Source organism: Paraburkholderia bannensis NBRC 103871, assembly GCF_000685015.1.
GTDB classification, from domain to species: Bacteria; Pseudomonadota; Gammaproteobacteria; order Burkholderiales; family Burkholderiaceae; genus Paraburkholderia; species Paraburkholderia bannensis.
Genome location: NZ_BAYA01000004.1, coordinates 316,953 through 336,414, shown reverse-complemented (window position 1 = coordinate 336,414; position 19,462 = coordinate 316,953). Strand labels below are relative to the sequence as shown.

The 19,462-nt window shown below is 64.0% G+C and carries 19 protein-coding genes and 1 tRNA gene; 10 read left to right on the top strand and 10 right to left on the bottom strand.

Translation table 11 applies throughout. The features are described 5' to 3' along the window. The gene (locus BBA01S_RS07590) at positions 1–861 is read left to right on the top strand and encodes a hypothetical protein (protein ID WP_245641440.1); all 861 of its coding nucleotides are present in this window, start codon (positions 1–3) and stop codon (positions 859–861) included. Positions 862–1,216: 355 nt separating this feature from the next. On the opposite strand, the gene BBA01S_RS07585 is transcribed toward BBA01S_RS07590, so the two are convergent. The 3 genes from BBA01S_RS07585 to adh all read right to left on the bottom strand — a co-directional run bounded on the left by BBA01S_RS07585 (position 1,217) and on the right by adh (position 3,807). Continuing rightward, a complete protein-coding gene (locus BBA01S_RS07585; protein ID WP_027815897.1) occupies positions 1,217–1,696 on the bottom strand; it encodes an AraC family transcriptional regulator in 480 nt (159 codons plus the stop codon). 123 nt (positions 1,697–1,819) lie between these two features. Continuing rightward, positions 1,820–2,200: a DUF779 domain-containing protein gene (locus tag BBA01S_RS07580; RefSeq protein ID WP_042296318.1), complete on the bottom strand. Its 381-nt coding sequence runs from the start codon at positions 2,198–2,200 to the stop codon at positions 1,820–1,822. 86 nt (positions 2,201–2,286) lie between these two features. Then, positions 2,287–3,807 carry an aldehyde dehydrogenase gene (gene adh / locus BBA01S_RS07575; protein ID WP_027815895.1) on the bottom strand — a complete coding sequence of 507 codons (1,521 nt, stop codon included), beginning with the start codon at positions 3,805–3,807 and terminating at the stop codon, positions 2,287–2,289. 324 nt (positions 3,808–4,131) lie between these two features. On the opposite strand from adh, the gene BBA01S_RS07570 reads away from it, so the two are divergent. Continuing rightward, positions 4,132–4,329: a hypothetical protein gene (locus BBA01S_RS07570; RefSeq protein ID WP_027815894.1), complete on the top strand. Its 198-nt coding sequence runs from the start codon at positions 4,132–4,134 to the stop codon at positions 4,327–4,329. A gap of 24 nt (positions 4,330–4,353) precedes the next feature. On the opposite strand, the gene BBA01S_RS07565 is transcribed toward BBA01S_RS07570, so the two are convergent. Continuing rightward, positions 4,354–4,671, bottom strand: a complete 318-nt coding sequence (locus tag BBA01S_RS07565; RefSeq protein WP_027815893.1) for a hypothetical protein — start codon at positions 4,669–4,671, stop codon at positions 4,354–4,356. 315 nt (positions 4,672–4,986) lie between these two features. On the opposite strand from BBA01S_RS07565, the gene BBA01S_RS40460 reads away from it, so the two are divergent. Continuing rightward, positions 4,987–5,271, top strand: coding sequence for a hypothetical protein (locus BBA01S_RS40460; protein WP_063750528.1), 285 nt, complete (start codon positions 4,987–4,989; stop codon positions 5,269–5,271). A 102-nt stretch (positions 5,272–5,373) separates the two neighbouring features. On the opposite strand, the gene BBA01S_RS07555 is transcribed toward BBA01S_RS40460, so the two are convergent. Then, positions 5,374–5,449, bottom strand: a tRNA-Lys gene (locus BBA01S_RS07555). A gap of 281 nt (positions 5,450–5,730) precedes the next feature. Between BBA01S_RS07555 and BBA01S_RS07550 the strand changes: the two genes are divergently transcribed. Beyond that, complete coding sequence (locus BBA01S_RS07550) at positions 5,731–6,135, top strand: PaaI family thioesterase (protein ID WP_027815892.1); 405 nt, start codon at positions 5,731–5,733, stop codon at positions 6,133–6,135. Positions 6,136–6,170: 35 nt separating this feature from the next. Beyond that, on the top strand, positions 6,171–7,052 hold the full coding sequence (locus BBA01S_RS07545) for a patatin-like phospholipase family protein (RefSeq protein WP_027815891.1): 882 nt from the start codon (positions 6,171–6,173) through the stop codon (positions 7,050–7,052). Between the two features lie 85 nt (positions 7,053–7,137). Here the strand turns inward: BBA01S_RS07545 and BBA01S_RS07540 are convergent, their stop codons facing one another. Continuing rightward, entirely contained in the window at positions 7,138–8,151 is a 1,014-nt protein-coding gene (locus tag BBA01S_RS07540) for a D-2-hydroxyacid dehydrogenase family protein (protein WP_027815890.1), read from the bottom strand. A gap of 468 nt (positions 8,152–8,619) precedes the next feature. Here BBA01S_RS07540 and BBA01S_RS07535 point away from each other — a divergent pair, with 468 nt between their 5' ends. Further along, on the top strand, positions 8,620–10,470 hold the full coding sequence (locus tag BBA01S_RS07535; protein ID WP_027815889.1) for a phosphoenolpyruvate carboxykinase (GTP): 1,851 nt from the start codon (positions 8,620–8,622) through the stop codon (positions 10,468–10,470). A 157-nt stretch (positions 10,471–10,627) separates the two neighbouring features. Here BBA01S_RS07535 and BBA01S_RS46725 read toward each other — a convergent pair whose 3' ends face one another. Next, the gene (locus tag BBA01S_RS46725; protein WP_156965882.1) at positions 10,628–10,840 is read right to left on the bottom strand and encodes a hypothetical protein; all 213 of its coding nucleotides are present in this window, start codon (positions 10,838–10,840) and stop codon (positions 10,628–10,630) included. On the opposite strand from BBA01S_RS46725, the gene BBA01S_RS07530 reads away from it, so the two are divergent. After that, on the top strand, positions 10,839–11,957 hold the full coding sequence (locus tag BBA01S_RS07530; RefSeq protein WP_027815888.1) for a LysR family transcriptional regulator: 1,119 nt from the start codon (positions 10,839–10,841) through the stop codon (positions 11,955–11,957). The genes BBA01S_RS46725 and BBA01S_RS07530 overlap by 2 nt on opposite strands. A gap of 94 nt (positions 11,958–12,051) precedes the next feature. Here the strand turns inward: BBA01S_RS07530 and BBA01S_RS07525 are convergent, their stop codons facing one another. The 3 genes from BBA01S_RS07525 to dprA all read right to left on the bottom strand — a co-directional run bounded on the left by BBA01S_RS07525 (position 12,052) and on the right by dprA (position 16,698). Further along, positions 12,052–14,715, bottom strand: a complete 2,664-nt coding sequence (locus BBA01S_RS07525) for a DNA topoisomerase III (protein ID WP_027815887.1) — start codon at positions 14,713–14,715, stop codon at positions 12,052–12,054. Positions 14,716–15,020: 305 nt separating this feature from the next. Further along, positions 15,021–15,398, bottom strand: coding sequence for a thioredoxin family protein (locus tag BBA01S_RS07520; RefSeq protein WP_027815886.1), 378 nt, complete (start codon positions 15,396–15,398; stop codon positions 15,021–15,023). Between the two features lie 79 nt (positions 15,399–15,477). Further along, the gene (dprA, locus tag BBA01S_RS07515) at positions 15,478–16,698 is read right to left on the bottom strand and encodes a DNA-processing protein DprA (protein WP_042296316.1); all 1,221 of its coding nucleotides are present in this window, start codon (positions 16,696–16,698) and stop codon (positions 15,478–15,480) included. Between the two features lie 364 nt (positions 16,699–17,062). Here dprA and def point away from each other — a divergent pair, with 364 nt between their 5' ends. The 3 genes from def to BBA01S_RS07500 all read left to right on the top strand — a co-directional run bounded on the left by def (position 17,063) and on the right by BBA01S_RS07500 (position 19,395). Continuing rightward, on the top strand, positions 17,063–17,566 hold the full coding sequence (def, locus tag BBA01S_RS07510; RefSeq protein WP_027815884.1) for a peptide deformylase: 504 nt from the start codon (positions 17,063–17,065) through the stop codon (positions 17,564–17,566). A gap of 41 nt (positions 17,567–17,607) precedes the next feature. Next, positions 17,608–18,606, top strand: coding sequence for a methionyl-tRNA formyltransferase (gene fmt, locus BBA01S_RS07505; protein WP_027815883.1), 999 nt, complete (start codon positions 17,608–17,610; stop codon positions 18,604–18,606). Between the two features lie 141 nt (positions 18,607–18,747). Beyond that, entirely contained in the window at positions 18,748–19,395 is a 648-nt protein-coding gene (locus tag BBA01S_RS07500) for a LysE family translocator (protein WP_027815882.1), read from the top strand. The last annotated feature ends 67 nt before the right edge of the window (positions 19,396–19,462 follow it).

Sequence of the window (19,462 nt, the reverse complement as noted above, 5' to 3'; positions counted from 1 at the left end):
ATGCCGTCAATTTTGCATCGCATTTCAGCGCTTGCCTTCGTTTGCGCCGCGAGCCCGATCCTGGCCGCGCAGACTGCGCCCGACGCCGCAGTACACGCCACGCCGTTCACCCAGATCAAGCCAGCAAACGAGCCCGACCACGGCTGGCGCAAACCTGCCTGCGCCGCCGCTCCGCAGGCCTGCACGCCGAGCGCCCATGACAACGGCCTCGACCCCGTGCTTTACCACGCGGCCGGCGAACCGGATAACCGCTTCTACGCCATTGTTCCGGGCCCGCAGCTCTTGCAGCTCGACTATCGCGCGGCCAGCCATGAATGGGCCGTGCTGGCGGATTGGGACTTCAGCAATTTCACGCCCACACGCGACGTGCAAGGCGACAGCGACAATCCGCCGTTGCAGATCTATCCCGCGCTGTATCCGCTCGGGCCGGATCGCAACGCCGTAGCGATTCTGTCGTCGTGGGCGGAAGCCTATTCAGGCGGCGGCGGTTCATGGTCATACGCCGACTTCGTCGAACTCAAGGCGGCGGGCCAGCACACGGACGCAGCCAGTGTCGCGGGCGTGCCTTTCAGTTGCGACAAGAGCATCCGGGCGTGCTTCTCGGAGCAAGACTACAAGTCCTCCCATTGCAGCGAGGATTTCGACGGCACGCTTCGTCTGAAATTCGTCGCCTCCGCCGATTCGCCCAAAGCCTACGACTGGATCGCAACGTGGAAGGAAACGCACTGGCCGGGACTCGAACCGAGGCGGTCGATGACAACCACGGCCAAAACCGTCCGCCTGCGCACGACCACCGGCCACGCCAACGACGCGAAAGCGCTCGACGATTCCATCTCATTCTGCGAGCCGGTCAACCGCTAACGCGTCGATCCGGCAGTCCGCGAATCTATCCACACACCCCAGCGGATAACTCGCGGACAACCCCAGGAAATCGCTGTGCACGAATCGGGGATAACTTTGCGGCTGGGAAAACTGTGGAAAAGTTGTCCTCGGCTGCCTGGGATTTTCCCGTTTACGCCCGCAGACTTATGAATTTTCCACAGCGTTGTTTACTCAATGGTTTTCCGCGGTTATCCACAGATTACCCAGGGGCTTGTTAACTATTACTACGTTTACGTATACATAAATCTTAAAACCCTAGAACCCATTCGCGTAAACGCAAAAACCGCTGGAAAACTTCTCCAGCGGCCTGCCGCCACAGCCCAGATCGCCCCACTCAAGCCAGCGGAATATAAAGCTCGGTCTTGAGGTCTTCTGGCGCAGCCTCATCCGGCGTATTCAGGTAGACCTCGAACGACGGCGCCGAAAAGTCCGGCTGACGCCCAAGCTTCTGCAGACCCTCGTTGTAGAACCACATCCACGCTTCCTGCAGTCCCTGGTACGGCCCTTTGTGCAGCACCAGCGCATGCGCGCCGCCGCGCAACTGCACCTGCTCGACCGGCGAGATCACCTCGACATCGGTTTCCTCGCCCAGATGGAGCGCGGCCTTCGAGCGCAGCTTCGACGCTTCGACCGTATTGGGATCGTCATAGTAGATACCGACCATCTTCGCGCCCGCCGTGCGCACGTTGCGCTCACTGAGCCATTGCGCGAGCGTGTAGAACGCGTCGCCGATCTTCATATACGGGCCGATGTGGCCGACGGCGAGCAGATCCATCGGCTCGAGGGTGACGAGTTTCACATCGCGGTCTTGCATGATGGCGTCTCCAGATTCGGCGGCCGCGACGGGCCGCGCAGGGTCGGGCGCGCGAAAGCGCATGGGTTGCGCTTCAAGATATCACCGCGCCCCTGGAGGTGTTCGCAAGCGGGCCGAGTCGTCTTATAGGCTCACGCGCGCGACCGGATGCGCGTCGAGCCACGCGTTTTCTTCATCGCTATAGAGCCGCGAGCGCGTGAGAAAGCGCAGCCCCGTGGGCCGCTCCAGCGAGAACATGCCGCCGTTGCCCGGCACCGCGTCGATGATGAGTTGCGTGTGCTGCCAGTATTCGAATTGCGCTTCGGTCATATAAAACGGCACGCCGCCGATTTCGCCGAGCTGGACGTCGGCGTTGCCGACCATGAACTCGCCGCGCGGGAAGCACATCGGTGCGCTGCCGTCACAGCAGCCGCCCGATTGATGGAAGAGCAGGGAACCGTGCTCGCGCGCGAGTTGCTCGATTAGCGCGAGCGCGGCGGGAGTGGCGATGACGCGTTCGACCATGTCGCGATGCTCCTTGTCGATGAAACGAGCCGGGCGCCGCACGATGCGGCGCCCGTATTAGCTGACTCGACTGACCCGGAAAGCGCTTAGAAGAAGCCGAGCGGCTTGTCGCTATAGCTCACCAGCAGGTTCTTGGTCTGCTGATAGTGGTCGAGCATCATCTTGTGGTTCTCGCGGCCGATGCCCGACTGCTTGTAGCCGCCAAACGCCGCGTGCGCCGGATAGGCGTGATAGCAGTTCGTCCACACGCGTCCAGCCTGGATCTCGCGGCCGAAGCGATAGGCGCGCGTGCCGTCACGCGTCCACACGCCGGCGCCCAGGCCATAGAGCGTGTCGTTGGCGATTTCCAGCGCTTCCTCTTCGGTCTTGAAGGTCGTCACCGACACCACCGGCCCGAAAATCTCTTCCTGGAAAATGCGCATCTTGTTGTGGCCGCGGAATACAGTCGGCTTCACGTAGTAGCCATCGCCAAGCTCCCCAGCCAGCGCGTTGCGCTCGCCGCCGATCAGGCATTGCGCGCCTTCCTGCTTGCCCAGGTCGATGTACGACAGGATCTTTTCGAGCTGCTCCTGCGACGCCTGCGCGCCGATCATCGTCTTCGTGTCGAGCGGGTGGCCCTGCTGGATCGCGGCGACGCGCTTGATTGCGCGCTCCATGAAGCGGTCGTAGATCTTTTCGTCGATCAGCACGCGCGACGGGCAGGTGCAGACCTCGCCCTGGTTGAGCGCGAACATCGCAAAGCCTTCGAGCGCCTTGTCGAAGTAGCTGTCGTCGTGATCGAGCACATCGGCGAAGAAGATGTTCGGGCTCTTGCCGCCCAGCTCCAGCGTGACCGGGATCAGGTTCTGGCTTGCATACTGCATGATGAGGCGGCCCGTCGTCGTCTCGCCAGTAAAGGCGATCTTGGCGATGCGCTTGTTCGACGCGAGCGGCTTGCCGGCTTCGAGGCCGAAGCCGTTCACCACGTTGAGCACGCCCGGCGGCAGCAGATCCTGGATCACTTCGACGAGCACGAGGAACGAGGCGGGCGTCTGCTCGGCGGGCTTGAGCACCACGCAGTTGCCGGCGGCCAGCGCGGGCGCGAGCTTCCAGGCGGCCATCAGGATCGGGAAGTTCCACGGAATGATCTGGCCGACCACGCCGAGCGGCTCGTGGAAGTGATACGCGACCGTGTCGTGATCGATCTCGGAAATGCCGCCTTCCTGCGAGCGCACGCAGCCCGCGAAGTAGCGGAAGTGATCGGCGGCCAGCGGAATATCGGCGGCCAGCGTTTCGCGCAGCGGCTTGCCGTTGTCGATGGTTTCGGCGACCGCGAGCTTGTGCAGATTCTGCTCGATGCGATCGGCGATGCGGTTCAGGATGTTGGCGCGATCCGTCGGCGAGGTCTTGCCCCAGGCGGCCTTGGCCTTGTGCGCGGCGTCGAGCGCGAGTTCGATATCGGCTTCGCGCGAACGCGGAATCGACGTGAAGGCGTGGCCGGTGATCGGCGAGATATCGTCGAAATACTCGCCGCCAAGCGGCGCCACCCATTCGCCGCCGATGAAATTGCCGTACTGCTTCTTGTAGGGGAACTCGGTCGTCAGAAACTGCATGTCCGCGTGATTCATCGATGTGCTCCTCGTTGTGCTCTGTTTATATGGATGGGCGTGCTTTGCGCGACGCGACCGGAGCAGGCTTACGCCAGAAGCGTGCCAATGGGCGCGCCGGCACGCAGCGGCGGGCGTTGGCGGGCGATCGGGGGGAAAGGCGAGGGCGATTCGGTGCGAGGCGCGGCGCAGCGGCGGGAAACCGCGCGAACGCACTGTATCGCCACGGCGCAACGCGTCGCGGACGTGCTCAAAAAGAGAACAGTGGGCGGCGAAAGGAAAAAACCGCCGCGCGGGGCGCGCTTACTGTAGGCTTTGCACCCGTAACAGCAAGGAGAGTCTGCAATGTCCGAAGAAACCTTCATCTGCCGCAACCAGTCGTGCGGCACCCCGTGGGAACAAACCGAAGTGGTGATCAAGAACGAAGGCCAGGGGCCGCTGTTCCGCTGCCCGCTGTGCGGCGCGCGCAATTACCTCGAAGTGTTCGAGGATGACGACGGCAATCCCGTCTATGAGCAGGTGGACGGCAAGCCGTTCCTGTGAACGCGGCGCGCGCCTGCGCGATCCTCAAAGGATCTCGGAGGCGAGCGAAATGCCAAAGATGATGCCGCCGATCAGTCCGAGCACGCGGCCCAGCAGCAACAGGTTCAGATCTTCGTCGAGCAGGTTGGGGTCGCGCTTCTCGCGCAGCACAGTCCGGTGCAGCAGGGGACGCGGGAACAGCAGGCACGCGGAGATGAGCGCCGGCACGGCCAGCCGGACAGTCGCGCTGTAATGGCGATCCGACGGAAAGTCGAGCCAGACCATCAGAACGACCAGTAGTGCGGTAAGAATGCCGCCGACGATCGAGCCGGCGACGAGTTTATCGGTAGGGTGCCCGTGCATGATTGCTGTCTCTTGGATAGCGCGATAGATGCCTCATGATCTGATTTCCGTCAGAAAAGACCTATCGGAGCAGTCCGAAAACGGGCGCCGCAATGCCTGAAGGCCGTGGGCGGATCGCGCAGAGCATCGGGCGTACCCGAACCACCCGCAAAGGGCCCAATTTCCCCCTATCTGATCGAATAGGCTGGCGCAGCCTCCCGGTAGTCCTACAGTTACGTCATACGATAAGAAACGCGCGTAGGACTCGTATGGCGGGCGGAGCTCGCAACACTGTCGAATAGATGCCGAATCGTCGAAACACACCGGGGGGTGGCCATGACATTCGTTGAACAGGAAATCGCGCACATTGCGCGCGTAATGCCGCAATCGCTGGCGGGCGACTTTGAGGAACCGGTGATGGGGCCCGAATACTGGCGCCGCCGTCTTCATGCGCTGCTCAGACAGAATCACCTGACACATGTGCAACTGACGACGGTGGACACACTGCTGCGCCAGCTCGACGGCTTCCAGACGCTTGGCCGCTGGATGCCGCAAACCCGCAAGGTGGAAAAGATGACGGTGCGCTCGCGCAGGGAGGCTCACGCGCCCGCTGCGATTTGAGTTCGCGCTGGGTTCAAGGGGAACCCAGCGAAGAAAGCAGAAATCAGGACGCAGAAAAGCAAAAAGCCCGGTCTTTCGACCGGGCTTTTCACATGAATTAGCTGGTGGGGCGTGAGTGACTCGAACACTCGACCTACGGATTAAGAGTCCGCTGCTCTACCAACTGAGCTAACGCCCCCAACAGAAGAAAGATTATGCCTGTCGTTTTGAGACTTGGCAAGTCCTTTTCGCAAATTTCCTAAAAAAACTTCGGACGGGGTTTGGCGACCCATCGTGACGACCCATGGGCAGGCTCCGAAACCACCAGTCCAGCCCCAATATCCTCCCCACTTTCCCTGCCTGATCAGCAATTCGCCGATCCCTGCCGATCCCAGCCAGTATCATGTCGCCACGCCGCGTGGCGCGACTCCCCGCCCGCGCGGCACACATCCCAACAAGATACGAGACAGGCAGGAAGCGATGGACGAAAAGGCAATCGACGCATTGCTCGAGCGCGTGCTGGCGCCGTGGGTGAAAGCGCTCGGCTTGAAACCGGTCGAGGTCACGGACGAGCACGCCACGCTGCGGCTGCCGTTCTCCGGCGAATTGCGCCATGCGGGCGGCGTGATCTGCGGCCAGGTGTTCATGGCGGCCGCCGATACGGCGATGATCGTCGCGATCTCCGCCGCGCTCGGCGAATTCAAGCCGATGACCACGGTCGCGCTCAACACCAGCTTCATGCGCGCGGTGCGCAAGGGCGACGTGACGGTCACGGCGCGCGTGCTGCGCATGGGCCGCAATCTGGTCTTCGGCGAAATAGAACTCTACGACGAAGACGGCCGGATGGCGGTTCACGCCACCTCGACTTACGCGCTGCTCGACTAAGCTATCAGACTCGGCATTCGGAAGAGACGAAGGACATGTTCGATCAGGTGGTCTTCGCCGGCGGCGGCAACCGCTGCTGGTGGCAGGCGGGTTTCTGGGACGTGGTGCAACCGCAGTTGCAGATCCGTCCGCGCGTGATTACGGGCATATCGGCCGGTGCGGCCACCGCCTGCATGATCTATACGCGCGATTCGCAGTGGGTCATGCGCTATTACGAGGAAGCGCTCAAGCACAACCGGCGCAATGCCTACTGGGGCAACCTGCTGCGCAGCGAGTCCGTGTTTCCGCACTACCGCATCTATCGGCAGGCGCTGCTCGATATCTACGGTTCGCAGTTCGGCAAGTTGCAGGACGCGCCCGAGATCCGTATTGGCGTGTCGCACGTGCCGCGCTGGCTCGGTGCGCGCAGCGCGGTGGCGGCCGGGCTGATCGCCTACAACATCGAAAAGCATATCCGCAAGACGCTGCATCCGACGCTCGGCCAGAAGCTCGGCTTCTATCCGGAGTTCGTGACGGCGCAGGCCTGCGAGCGCGTCGAGGATCTTGCCGATCTCGTCCTGCAATCGTCGTGCACGCCGCCTTTTACGCCGGTCTTGCGCCGCAACGGCCGCCCGGTGCTCGACGGCGGGATGGTCGACAACGTGCCCGTGGGCGCGCTCGACGATACGCCCGGGCGCGTGCTGGTGATGGTCACGCGTCTCTATCCGCGTCCGCAGACTTTCGTGGTCAAGCACCGCACACAGGCGGGCGGCGAGCAGCAGCGTCTCTATATCCAGCCGTCGGCGAAGGTGCCGATTTCGAGCTGGGATTACACGAGCCCGCAGCAGATGCAGCACGCCTACAACCTCGGCTACGAGGACGGCCAGCGCTTTCTGGAGCGCTTGCCCGATGTGCTGGACGCGGCAGCGCACGCGTAAGAGCCAGGCGCAAACGCTGGCAGCAAAACGAAAAAAGGCGGCCCGGTGTGAACCGGGCCGCCTTTTTCTTCAGGCAACGCGCCGCTTACTTGCGACGCCCGCCCTGCAGCGCGTCCGGATTCGCCACGTGCGAAAGATCGCCCGCGTCGAACGCCAGGATATTGCGGAAGGCCGCGCCGAAGTACAGCTCATAGCTCTCGCGCTCCACATAGCCGATGTGCGGCGTGCAGATCACGTTCTCCATGCGCAGCAGGCTGTAGCCCTGCAGGATCGGCTCGCTCTCGAACACGTCGATCGCCACCATGCCCGGGCGGTTGTGCGACAGCGCGCCCAGCAGCGCGTTTTCTTCCAGCAGTTCCGCGCGGCTCGTGTTGACGAGCAGCGACGTCGGCTTCATGCGCAGGAGGTCTTCCTGCGTGACGATGCCGCGCGTGTCGTCGTGCAGGCGCAGATGCAGCGAGAGGATGTCGCTTTCCTCGAACAGCGCTTCGCGGCTCGCGGCGGCTTCATAGCCGTCGGCGCGCGCGGCTTCGAGCGAGTGCTCGCGGCCCCAGATCAGCACGCGCATGCCGAACGCCTTGCCGTAGCCGGCGACCAGGCGGCCGATCTTGCCGTAGCCCCAGATGCCCAGCGTCTGACCGCGCAGCACCTGGCCCAGGCCGAAATTCGGCGGCATGGCCGAGGTCTTGAGCCCCGACTGCTGCCAGGCGCCTTGCTTGAGGTTGGCGACGTACTGCGGGATGCGCCGCTGCGCGGCCATGATGAGCGCCCAGGTGAGCTCGGCGGGCGCGACTGGCGAGCCGGTGCCTTCCAGCACGGCGATGCCGCGCTCCGAACAGGCGGCGATATCGATGTGCGGCCCGGCTTTGCCGGTCTGGCTGATCATGCGCAGATGCGGGAGCTTGTCGAGCAGTTGCGAGGAGATGCGCGTGCGTTCGCGGATCAGGACGAGTGCTTCGACTTCCGAGAGGCGGCTGGCGAGCTGGCCGAGGCCGCGCACCGTGTTGTTGAAGACCTTGACCTCGTGATCGGCGAGCAGTTCAAAGCAGTCGAGCTTGCGGACGGCGTCCTGGTAGTCGTCAAGGATGGCAATTTTCATGGCAGCAAGGGAAAAGGGTGGTGCAAAACGGGTGGTGCAATCTGGGGTGCAGCAATTTCGCGAGGCCGTTCGACGCAATGCAATACGGTGTTCATCTGGTGGTTATCCCACTATGCAGCAACGGCCAGGCTGGTATGAATATGGGGAAGGCTTTGTCGCGCGGCGCAGACTCGCAGATCCCATTACAAACGGGTATTCAATTTGCGTTCCGTGCGACGGCGCTCAATACGGCTGGCAACAGTTTGAACGAGAATTTTTCCCTTTTATCAGTTTGACGGGCCGCGATGCAAGCCGCTTTACAGACGGTTGCGAACCCTCGCTGATAAGGCCTTGACGACCTGCCCATCCACGCTAACCAGGGTGTCCGAAATACAGCGGAAGACACCGGTTCGCGGCGGTTGCGCCTCTCGCTAGCAGCGTTGAAAGGGCCTGAAACGATTTTTTATCAGCCCAGTTGGAGACACATCGATGAACCATCCCGATTTCCCCGCACAGGCCGCCGCGCAGGCGCCGGCCTGGGTTCGCCACCGAAAACTGGTGGAATGGGTGCAAAGCGTTGCCGCGCACACCCAACCGGAGCGCATCGTCTGGTGCGACGGCTCGCAGGAGGAATACGACCGCCTGTGCCAGCAGATGGTCGATGCAGGCACGATGCGCCGCCTGAATCCGCAGAAACGCCCGAATTCGTATCTCGCCTGCTCCGATCCCTCGGACGTCGCGCGTGTCGAGGATCGCACCTTTATCTGCTCGCAGAACAAGGACGATGCGGGCCCGACCAACAACTGGATGGCGCCGGCGGAGATGCGCTCGACGCTCGACGGCCTGTTCGCGGGTTCGATGCGCGGTCGCACCATGTACGTCGTGCCGTTCTCGATGGGCCCGCTGGGCTCGCCGATCGCGCACATCGGCGTGGAGCTGTCCGATAGCCCGTACGTGGCCGTGAACATGCGCATCATGACGCGCATGGGGCGCGACGTGTACGACGTGCTCGGCGAAGACGGCGAGTTCGTGCCCTGCGTGCACAGCGTGGGCGCGCCGCTGGCGGCCGGCGAGCAGGACGTGCCGTGGCCGTGCAACAAGACCAAGTACATCGTCCACTTCCCGGAAACGCGCGAGATCTGGAGCTATGGCTCGGGTTACGGCGGCAATGCGCTGCTCGGCAAGAAGTGCTTTGCGCTGCGCATCGCGTCGACGATGGGCCGCGACGAAGGCTGGCTCGCCGAGCACATGCTGATTCTGGGCGTGAAGTCGCCGCAAGGGCGCAAGTACCACGTCGCGGCGGCGTTCCCGTCGGCGTGCGGCAAGACCAACTTCGCCATGCTGATTCCGCCCGCCGCGATGAACGGCTGGGAAATCAGCACGATCGGCGACGATATCGCCTGGATCAAACCGGGCGCCGATGGCCGTCTCTACGCGATCAATCCGGAAGCGGGCTACTTTGGCGTGGCGCCGGGCACGAGCGAGAAGACCAACTTCAACGCCATGGCGACGCTCAAGGAGAACGTGATCTTCACGAACGTCGCGCTGACCGACGACGGCGACGTCTGGTGGGAAGGCATGACCGACACGCCGCCCGCGCATCTGATCGACTGGCAGGGCAACGACTGGACGCCGGAAGTCGCCAAAGAAACCGGCCGCAAGGCCGCACATCCGAACGCGCGCTTCACGGCGCCCGCCTCGCAATGCCCGTCGATCGACCCCGATTGGGAGAACCCCAAGGGCGTGGCGATCGATGCGTTCCTGTTCGGCGGCCGCCGCTCGACCACGGTGCCGCTCGTGACCGAGGCGCGCGACTGGACGGAAGGCGTCTACATGGCCGCGACGATGGGCTCGGAAACCACGGCCGCCGCTGCCGGGCAGCAGGGCGTGGTGCGGCGCGACCCGTTCGCGATGCTGCCGTTCTGCGGCTACAACATGGCCGACTACTTCGGGCACTGGCTCAAGGTCGGCGAACGCCTCTCGCAGGGCGGCGCAACGCTGCCGCGCATCTTCTGCGTGAACTGGTTCCGCAAGGGCGAAGACGGCAAGTTCGTGTGGCCGGGTTTCGGCGAAAACATGCGCGTGCTGGAGTGGATGGTGCGCCGCATCGAAGGCCAGGCCGAAGGGGAGGGCCATGCGTTCGGTGTCTCGCCGCGCTACGACGACCTCGACTGGCGCGGCCTGGATTTCACGCCGGCGCAGTTCGCCCAGGTGATTTCCGTCGATGCTGAAGCCTGGCGCGCGGAACTCGCACTGCACACGGAGCTGTTCGAGACGCTCGCGCAAGGCTTGCCGCAGGCTTTGCGCGACGCACGCACCGCGCTGGAAGGACGTCTTTGATTGCCGCGATGATCAATAATGTGAGCGCTCACTAACTGAGAATGTCAGGTTTTCGAGCGTCACTTGAAAAAAGGGCCGCCTCCGAGCGGCCTTTTTTATTTAAGGGTTGCAGCAACTGGCGAAAAAATCGGTCGAAAAGGCGCGCTTTCTGTTCGCATCAATCCCGGACGTTTCGCTGCATTGCGCAATATTGTTTCGCCATGGGAAACAATAAGCCACCTGCAGCTTCATATTCGGTGACAGTAGCGAAAATTTTGATGAAATTCATCGTAGTGGAGGCAACTTCTGCACGAATTCCGATGTCGTAGGAGAATTCCCGGTTTCCTCCGCCGGTTTTCGGCGGACAAGTAACACGCAGGAGTTGTCTCATGGATCATTTGCAGTCGATGCGAGTATTCGTCAAAGTGGCGGACCTCGGCAGTTTCGCCCGGGCCGCTTCGGCGATGGATATTTCCAATGCGGTTGCAACGCGTCACGTCGCCGACCTGGAAGGCCGGCTTGGCACGCGTCTGCTCAACCGCACGACCCGCAGCCTTTCCCTCACCGAATCCGGTCAGGTCTATCTCGAACGCGCACGCCAGATCCTCGATGAGCTGGAAGACGTCGAGCAGATGGTCGTGGCGCGCAACCACGAGCCCGTAGGCACGCTGCGCATCGTCGCTCCGGTGGTCTTCGGCTTGCACAATCTCGCGCCCGTCCTGCAAACCTACACGCAGCGCTATCCCCAGGTGATTCCCGACGTCACGCTGGTCGACCGTCAGGTCGATCTGGTCGAAGAGGGCTTCGATCTGGGCGTCGTGACCGCGCGTCAGATGCGCAGCGCAAGCATCGTCACGCGCCGCCTGACAACCGGTTGCATGACCGTGTGCGCGACGCCCGCCTATCTGGAAAAGCACGGCACGCCCACGCGTCCCGAGCACCTGATGGAGCATCCGTCGCTGTCGCTGCCTTCGGAATACTGGGGCGACGAGCGCGTGTTCACGGGGCCGGATGGCGAGATCCGCGTGCGCCCGAGCAACGTGATCGTGGCCAATAACACCGAAATGCTGCGCCAGTTCGCGCTGCTCGGCATGGGCATCGCGATCCTGCCGAGCTACCTGATCGGGCGCGACATGACGCGCGGCCGTCTGGTGCGTCTGCTGGGCGACTACCGCCTGCCGCAGGTCGAGATCAACGTCGCGTACCCGAGCCGCCGCCATTTGCCGGCCAAGGTTCGCACGTTCATCGACCATCTGGTCGAGCATTTCAGCCAGACGCCGAACAGCCAGCTCGGCGAGCAGTGGGTCAAGGACGGGCAGGCGCGTCCGGCCGACGCGATGGCGAGCGCGAATGGCGCGGCGCATCCGGTCGTGCCCGAAGCGTTCGACGGCGCGGAGCCGATCTCCGAGCTGCTCGATTCCAGCCGCAGCGTCGAAACCGAACGCGCCCCCAAGGCTGGTCGCGCGTCGACGGGCCGCACGCGTACTTCGGCGATTTCGCCGCTCTAAGTGCGATCTTGCGCCGCCAGGGCGCAACGACAGACGAAAAAAAGCGCAGCTTCGAAAGAAGCTGCGCCTTTTTGTTTATCGCGTCAGGCCGGAATTACGAACCGGTCTTGCGTGCGGGCGTCTTGCGCGCGGCGGTCTTGCGAGCCGGTGCGGCCTTGGCTGCCGTGGTCTTCGCGGCAGTCTTGCGCGCCGGCTTGGCCGGAGCCTCGGCGGCGTCGTTGGCCGCGTCATTCGCGGCTTCGCCCGCGTCCGCGCTGGCGGTGGTCTTCTTCGCCGTTTTGGCGGCCGTTTTCGCGCTCGGCTCTTTCTTCTCGAACTCGAAGCCGATCTTGCCGTCCGGCTGCTTGACGAGGAACGCCTTGAAATTACGGCCCGTGCGCGACGACTTGAAGTTCGTCAGCAGATCCGTGCGGCCTTCGGTCAGCAGCCTGGTCATCTGCTCGCGCGCGATTTCCTGCTGGAGAATCACCTTGCCCGAGCGGAAGTCGCAGGTCTTCGGGTTCGCGACCGAGTTCTCGCAGACATAGCTCATGCCGTGCTCGAACACGCGACCCTTGCACTTCGGGCAGGCGCCGACGGCTTCCTGCTGCGAGAAGTCCGGCGCTTCGCCGTCTTCCGTGCCCGAATCCTGGCCGAAGTCGAACTCAAGCTTGAAGTTCTTGATCTCGTCGTCGAACGACAGCTTCAGAATTGCCGAGAAGGGCCGGCCCATCTTGCTGCGGAAACCCGAAAGCGGCCCGATCGTCTTGTTCTGCAGCAGCTCTTCGACTTCGGGGATTTCGAACTGACGGCCGCCCGGAATCTTCGAGATCGAGAACTCGCACTTCGTACACGCAAAGCGGCGATAGTTTTCCTTCACCTGGCCGCCGCAATGCGGACACGGCGTTTGCAGCGTCGCGTAGTCGCCGGGGATCGTGTCGGAGTCGTATTCCTTCGCGCGTTTCACGATGGTCTGCGTCATGCGGGCAATTTCCTGCATGAACGCATCGCGCGCGAGCCTGCCGCGCTCCATCTGCGAAAGCTTGTATTCCCACTCGCCGGTCAGCTCCGGCGCGGTCAGTTCTTCCACGCCCAGGCCGCGCAGCAGCGTCATGAGCTGGAACGCCTTGGCGGTCGGAATCAGCTCGCGGCCTTCGCGCACGAGATACTTTTCACCCAGCAGACCTTCGATGATGGCCGCGCGCGTGGCCGGCGTGCCCAGACCCTTCGCGGCCATGGCCTCGCGCAGTTCTTCGTCGTCGACGAGCTTGCCCGCGCCTTCCATCGCCGAAAGCAGCGTCGCTTCGTTGTAGCGTGCGGGCGGCTTGGTCACGAGCTGGTGCGCGGCGATCTTGTCGGTCTTGACCTTCTCGTCCTTCTTCACCGGCACGAGGTTGGCGTCCTCGCCGGTGGTGTCGCGGCCGTAAATCTGCATCCAGCCCGGTTCGACCATCACCTTGCCTTCGGTCTTGAAGTGATGACCGGAGACTTCGGTGATACGCGTGGTGACGCGGAACTCCGCCGCCGGGAAGAACACGGCGAGGAAGCGTTTCACGACGAGGTCGTACAGCTTCTGCTCCGGCTCCGACAGGTTCTTCGGCGCCTGCAGCGTCGGGATGATTGCAAAGTGGTCGCTGATCTTCGAGTTGTCGAAGATGCGCTTGTTCGGCTTCACCCAACCCTTTTCGAGCGCCTGTTTGGCGAACGGCAGGTAGTTGTTGCTCTCCTTGAGCATCTCCATCGTCTCTTTCACGGTGCCGAGATAGTCTTCGGGCAGCGCGCGCGAATCGGTACGCGGATAGGTGAGCACCTTGTGCTTTTCGTACAGCGCCTGGGCGAGGCCCAGCGTGTTCTTCGCCGAGAAACCGAAGCGACCGTTGGCTTCACGCTGCAGGCTCGTCAGGTCGAAGAGCGCAGGCGAGAGCTGGGTGGACGGCTTTGATTCTTCGGTGACCGTGCCTTCGCGGCCATGACAGGCGGCGACGATGGTCTCGGCGGCCGGCAGGCTCCAGAGGCGCGAGTCGCGCTTTTCCGGATCGTGCTCATCCTTCTTGAATTTCGGGTCGTACCAGCGGCCTTCATAGAAGCCGCCCGCGCAGACGAATTCGGCGCGCACTTCCCAGTAATCGCGCGGCACGAAGCGGCGGATTTTCTCTTCACGTTCGACGACGATCGACAGCGTTGGCGTCTGAACGCGACCCACCGTGGTCAGGAAGAAGCCGCCGCCCTTGCTGTTGAAGGCCGTCATGGCGCGCGTGCCATTGATGCCGACGAGCCAGTCGGCTTCCGAGCGGCAGCGTGCGGCGTCGGCGAGCGGCAGCATGTCGTCGTCGCTGCGCAGGTTCGCGAAACCGTCGCGGATCGCCTGCTGCGTCATCGACTGGAGCCAAAGGCGCTGGACGGGCTGCTTCGCCTTCGCGTGCTGCGCGATCAGGCGGAAAATCAGCTCGCCCTCGCGCCCCGCGTCGCAGGCGTTGATCAGTTTGGTGACGTCCTTGCGCTTGAGCAGCTTCGTGAGCACCTTGAGCCGCGACTCGCTCTTGGCGATCGGGTTCAGGTCGAAGTGGGGCGGAATGACGGGCAGGTTCGCGAAGCTCCATTTGCCTCGCTTGACTTCGTACTCGTCGGGCGCGGCGATTTCCAGCAGGTGGCCGACCGCCGACGACAGCACGTAGTCGTCGCTTTCGTAGTACTCGTCATGCTTGGTAAATCCGCCCAGAGCGCGCGCGATGTCGTTCGCGACGGATGGCTTCTCGGCGATGATCAGAGCTTTGGACATGACTGGTTGTGTGTGGGTGTATCCGGGTGGGCGCCCCGCGGTTATGCCGTCTGGATTGGCCGCGTGGCCGTCGCGCCGTCGGGCGCCTCGTTAACGACCGCTTTATAGCACATGGCGCGCGGACGGCGATTTTCTTGTCATCGGCCGGGCGGTGCGCTAACCGGTATCGATGGCGTATTTGGCGCTTTCGTAAGGGCGCCAATCATAAAGGCGCTGCGCGCCGCCGGGCAAGCGGGACGGGCCTGACTGGCGACGGCAGGCTTGATCTGGCTTCCGGGGTTCGACAGGCTTCGCCCGTGTGGGTTTCAGGCTTCGAGCAGCGCGGGCCGCAGCTTGGGCGCATCGGCCACGCCTGGCAGCGCCGTCAGGTCGGCGAGCATGCGCTCGACCACGGCGGCGTGCGGCAGCACCGTGCCGAAAAAGCGTGTGGCCTTGCTGTCTTCAATCAGGATCGTGGGGAAGTTCTCCACGTCGAGGTCGTCGAAGCGGTCGGCGTGCGTCTCGATATCGATGTAGGCGAAGCAGATTTCCGGATGCGCTTCCGCGATCCGGTCGAAGGTCGCCCGATAGTCGCGACAGGTGCCGCACCACTGCGCGCACAGGCACGCGACGAACAGCGTGTCGCGGTCGCTGACGCGCTCGGCGATCTGGTCGGCGTCGGTGTCGAGGTCAAGCGCGGGCATGGTCGTTCCTTGCGGTCTCTTCTATATAGAATCGGCGTTGCACATGGTGCATTTGGCGCGAATGTAACACGGCGGCGCACTAGCGGCGGGACGCCCGCATGAAGCGTCCACCCGGCAGCGCGCTCACGTGACCGGCCAGTTCGAGCCGCAGCAGCGTGGCCTGCAACACCGCTTCGGCCATGTCGGTGCGCTGGGCGAGGATTTCAAGCGTCGCGGGGGCGTGGCCCAGCGCGGCGAGCAGGGCCTGGGCTTGAGGTTCGAGCGTGGGCGGGTTTGTTGCCGAGGGTGAATCGAGCGCAAGCGGTAGCGTCTGTTCGTCCCTGGTGCTGCGTCTGCGCGTTGCAGAACCTGTTCGCTGCGAGGGCACGGCCTGCGGCGATTGCGCCGGTTGCGTTGCTTGTGCCGCCAGGCCTAGCGCTTCGAGCACCTCCTCAGGCGTCTCGACCAGTTGCGCCCCTTCCTTGATGAGCCGATGGCACCCCCGCGAAAGCGGCGCGTGAATCGAGCCAGGCAGCGCGAACACGTCGCGCCCCATTTCATTGGCAAGGCGCGCGGTGATGAGCGAGCCCGAGCGCATGGCGGCCTCGACCACGATCACGCCTTCCACGAGCGCCGAGATCACGCGGTTGCGCTGCGGGAAATTGGCGGAGCGCGCGGGCGTGCCCAGCGGCCATTCGCTGAGGATCGCGCCCAGCGCGGCGATCTTTAGCGCGAGCGGGCGATTCGCGGCCGGATAGACGAGATCGGCGCCGGTGCCGATTACCGCGACGGTGCCGCCGCGTTCGTCCAGTGCGCCCTCGTGCGCCGCACCGTCCACGCCCAGCGCAAGACCGGACACGACCGCGAGGCCCGCCGCCGCGAACGCGCTCGCGAAGCGGCGTGCGTCATCCAGCGCCTGCGGCGTGGCGCTGCGACTGCCGACGACGGCCACGCTGCGCGCGTGCAGCAGCTCGATCCGACCCTTCACGTAGAGCAGCGCTGGCGGATCCGTCATCGTCAGCAACCGCGGCGGGTAGGCAGGATCGGCGAGCGTGATCAAGGCGTTGCCCGGCAACGCGCACCACGCCTGCAAGTCGGCCAGCTGCTGGCCGAAACCGGCGGGCTGCGGCGCGAGCGCGGCGTGCGCGGCTTGGGTTCCAGCGACTGCCGCAAGCGCCTCGAATGTCTGAGCCAGCACCCGCTGCGGCAAGCCGAAAGCGCCAAGCAACGCCCGCAGCGCCACGGGCTTGAGACCGCGCGCGTGAGCAAGGCGCAACCACGCGCCGGATTCGTCGGTAGACAGCGGTAAGGGAGCGAGCATGGGCGCAACTCTGGTCAGCGGGCGAAGCCTGGCCCGTCGTGTTAAAATTTTCACTATCCGAAATACATTTGCGGCGCTGTGACGCATCGTCACGGCGGGCTGCCGGCATGGCGCCGGACGGCCCCGTGCTCCCGTCGGGCGCCGCTTTGCCGCTGTGGCCAATTGTGTGTGCAAGGTGCGCGCAAGGTGGCCGGCGGTGCGTTGATTCCGGTCGATTTGTCCGTATATCGTCCGCATATCTTCTGTTTTCCGCATGGGGCTCACCAGCTGGCCGAACGGCCAACGCGCGCTTGAGTGACTTGAGTGACAAGCGCACAAGCCAGCGCGCCCGCCCCGCGGCGCCCAACGAGAAACCTGTCGAACCATGGCTCTACTGAACATTCTTCATTACCCGGACAAGCGTCTGCACAAGGTCGCCGCGCCGGTCGAGGTCGTCAACGACCGTATCCGCAAGCTCGTCGCCGACATGGCTGAAACCATGTACGCGGCGCCCGGCGTGGGCCTCGCGGCCACCCAGGTCGACGTGCACGAGCGCGTCGTCGTGATCGACGTGTCCGACACGCACGACGAACTCCAGGTCTTCATCAACCCGGAAATCGTCTGGTCAAGCAAGGAACGGGAAATCCACGAAGAGGGCTGCCTCTCCGTACCGGGCATCTACGACGAAGTCGAGCGCGCGGAAAAAGTACGCGTGCGCGCCCTCAACGAGAAGGGCGAGAGCTACGAAGTCGATTGCGAAGGCCTGCTTGCCGTGTGCATCCAGCACGAAATGGATCACCTGATGGGCAAGGTGTTCGTCGAATATCTGTCGTCGCTGAAGCAGACGCGCATCAAGAGCAAGATGAAGAAGCTCGAACGCGCGATGTAAGCGCGCCACGTCTTGACCTTGTTCGACTTGCCGATCTGCCCATGAGCCATTCTCTTCGCGTGATTTTTGCCGGTACGCCGGAATTCGCCGCCGCCGCGCTTGCCGCGATCCACGAGGCGGGCTTTCCCGTGCCGCTCGTGCTGACCCAGCCCGATCGTCCTGCCGGACGCGGGATGAAACTGCAGGCGAGCCCCGTCAAGCGCTACGCCGAAGAGCACGGCATTCCCGTCGCGCAGCCGACCTCGCTGCGCCGCGCGGGCAAATATCCGGAAGAAGCAACGGCCGCGCTCGACCTGCTCAACGCCACGCCGCACGACGTCATGGTGGTCGCCGCTTACGGGCTGATCCTGCCGCAGGAAGTGCTCGATATTCCGCCGTCGGGCTGCATCAACATCCACGCGTCGATCCTGCCGCGCTGGCGCGGCGCCGCGCCGATCCACCGCGCGATCGAAGCCGGGGACGCCGAAACCGGCATCACGCTGATGCAGATGGACGCGGGCCTCGACACTGGCCCGATGATCTCGGAAGTGCGCACGCCCATCGCGCCGACGGACACGACCGCTACGCTGCACGACCGCCTTGCGACGCTGGGCGCGCAGCTGGTGGTGGACTGGCTGACGCAGCTTGAGCGCACGGGGCAGTTGCCGATCACGCCGCAGCCCACCGACGGGGTGACCTACGCGGAAAAGATCGGCAAGCAGGAAGCCGCGCTCGACTTCCGCCGCCCTGCCGAAGCGCTCGCACGCCAGGTGCGTGCGTTCGACCCGTTCCCGGGCGGCGCGGCCACGCTGGACGGCGCGCTCATCAAGCTGTGGGCCGCCGAAGTCGCGCAGGACGTGACGGTGCCGGCCGGTGCGCAACCTGGCCAGATCCTCGACGTGTCGCCCGCCGGTGTGGTGGTGGCGTGCGGCGAGGGTGCGCTGCGCTTCACGCAACTGCAAAAGCCGGGCGGCAAGCGCCTGCCCGCGCGCGAGTTCCTGGCAGGTATGGCGCTGACGGCCGGTCAGCGCTTCGCGCTCAACGATTCCCCGGCGGCTTAAGCGCCGCGCCAGACGCTCCGGCAAAGCGAAGAGGGCGGCAACGCGCGTCAAGCGGCGCGCGTTAAAATCGGTCAATGCGTCGCCGCCCTTGGCGGCCGCGTTTTTTCAGCCGTTTTTTCAGTCGCTTAGTCAGAGAACGTCATGCTCGGCATCACCCACTTCGGCTTCTTTCTGGTCGCCGTCCTCCTCCTGAACGTCACGCCGGGCCCGGATACGGCCTACATCGTGGGCCGCAGCGTTGCGCAAGGGCGCAGCGCCGGTCTCGTATCGGCGCTGGGCATCTCGGCGGGTTGTTGCGTGCATGCGCTCGCCTGCGCCTTCGGGCTGACCGCGCTGCTGGCGGCTTCGGCTACCGCGTTTACCGTCATCAAGCTGGTGGGCGCGTGCTACCTCTGCTATCTGGGCGTGCGGCTGATCCTCACGAAGCAGACCGACGCCACACCCGCGGCACCGACGAACGCCGCAACCGGCGCCCAGCCGCGCCCGCTGCGCCAGTTGTTCCTCTCGGGCTTCTGGACTAACGTGCTGAACCCCAAGGTCGTATTGTTCTTCGTGTCGTTCTTCCCGCAGTTCGTGGCCGTCACGAGCCCGCACAAGATTCTGGCGTTCCTCGCGCTCGGCAGCGTATTCGTGCTGATGAGCACCGTCTGGAACAGCTTTGTCGCGTGGATCGCGGGCAGCGTCACGCAGCGCTTTTCAGGCAAGCCGGGCATCAGGAAGTGGCTCGACCGCACGGTCGGTTCGGCGTTCGTGGGGCTGGGCGTGAAACTCGCGACCAGCACGCGCTGAGATTGAATTTTTCCGATCCGTCCATATCTAACAAATCGCTTACAATGCGCTCGCTGCGACTGTCGTA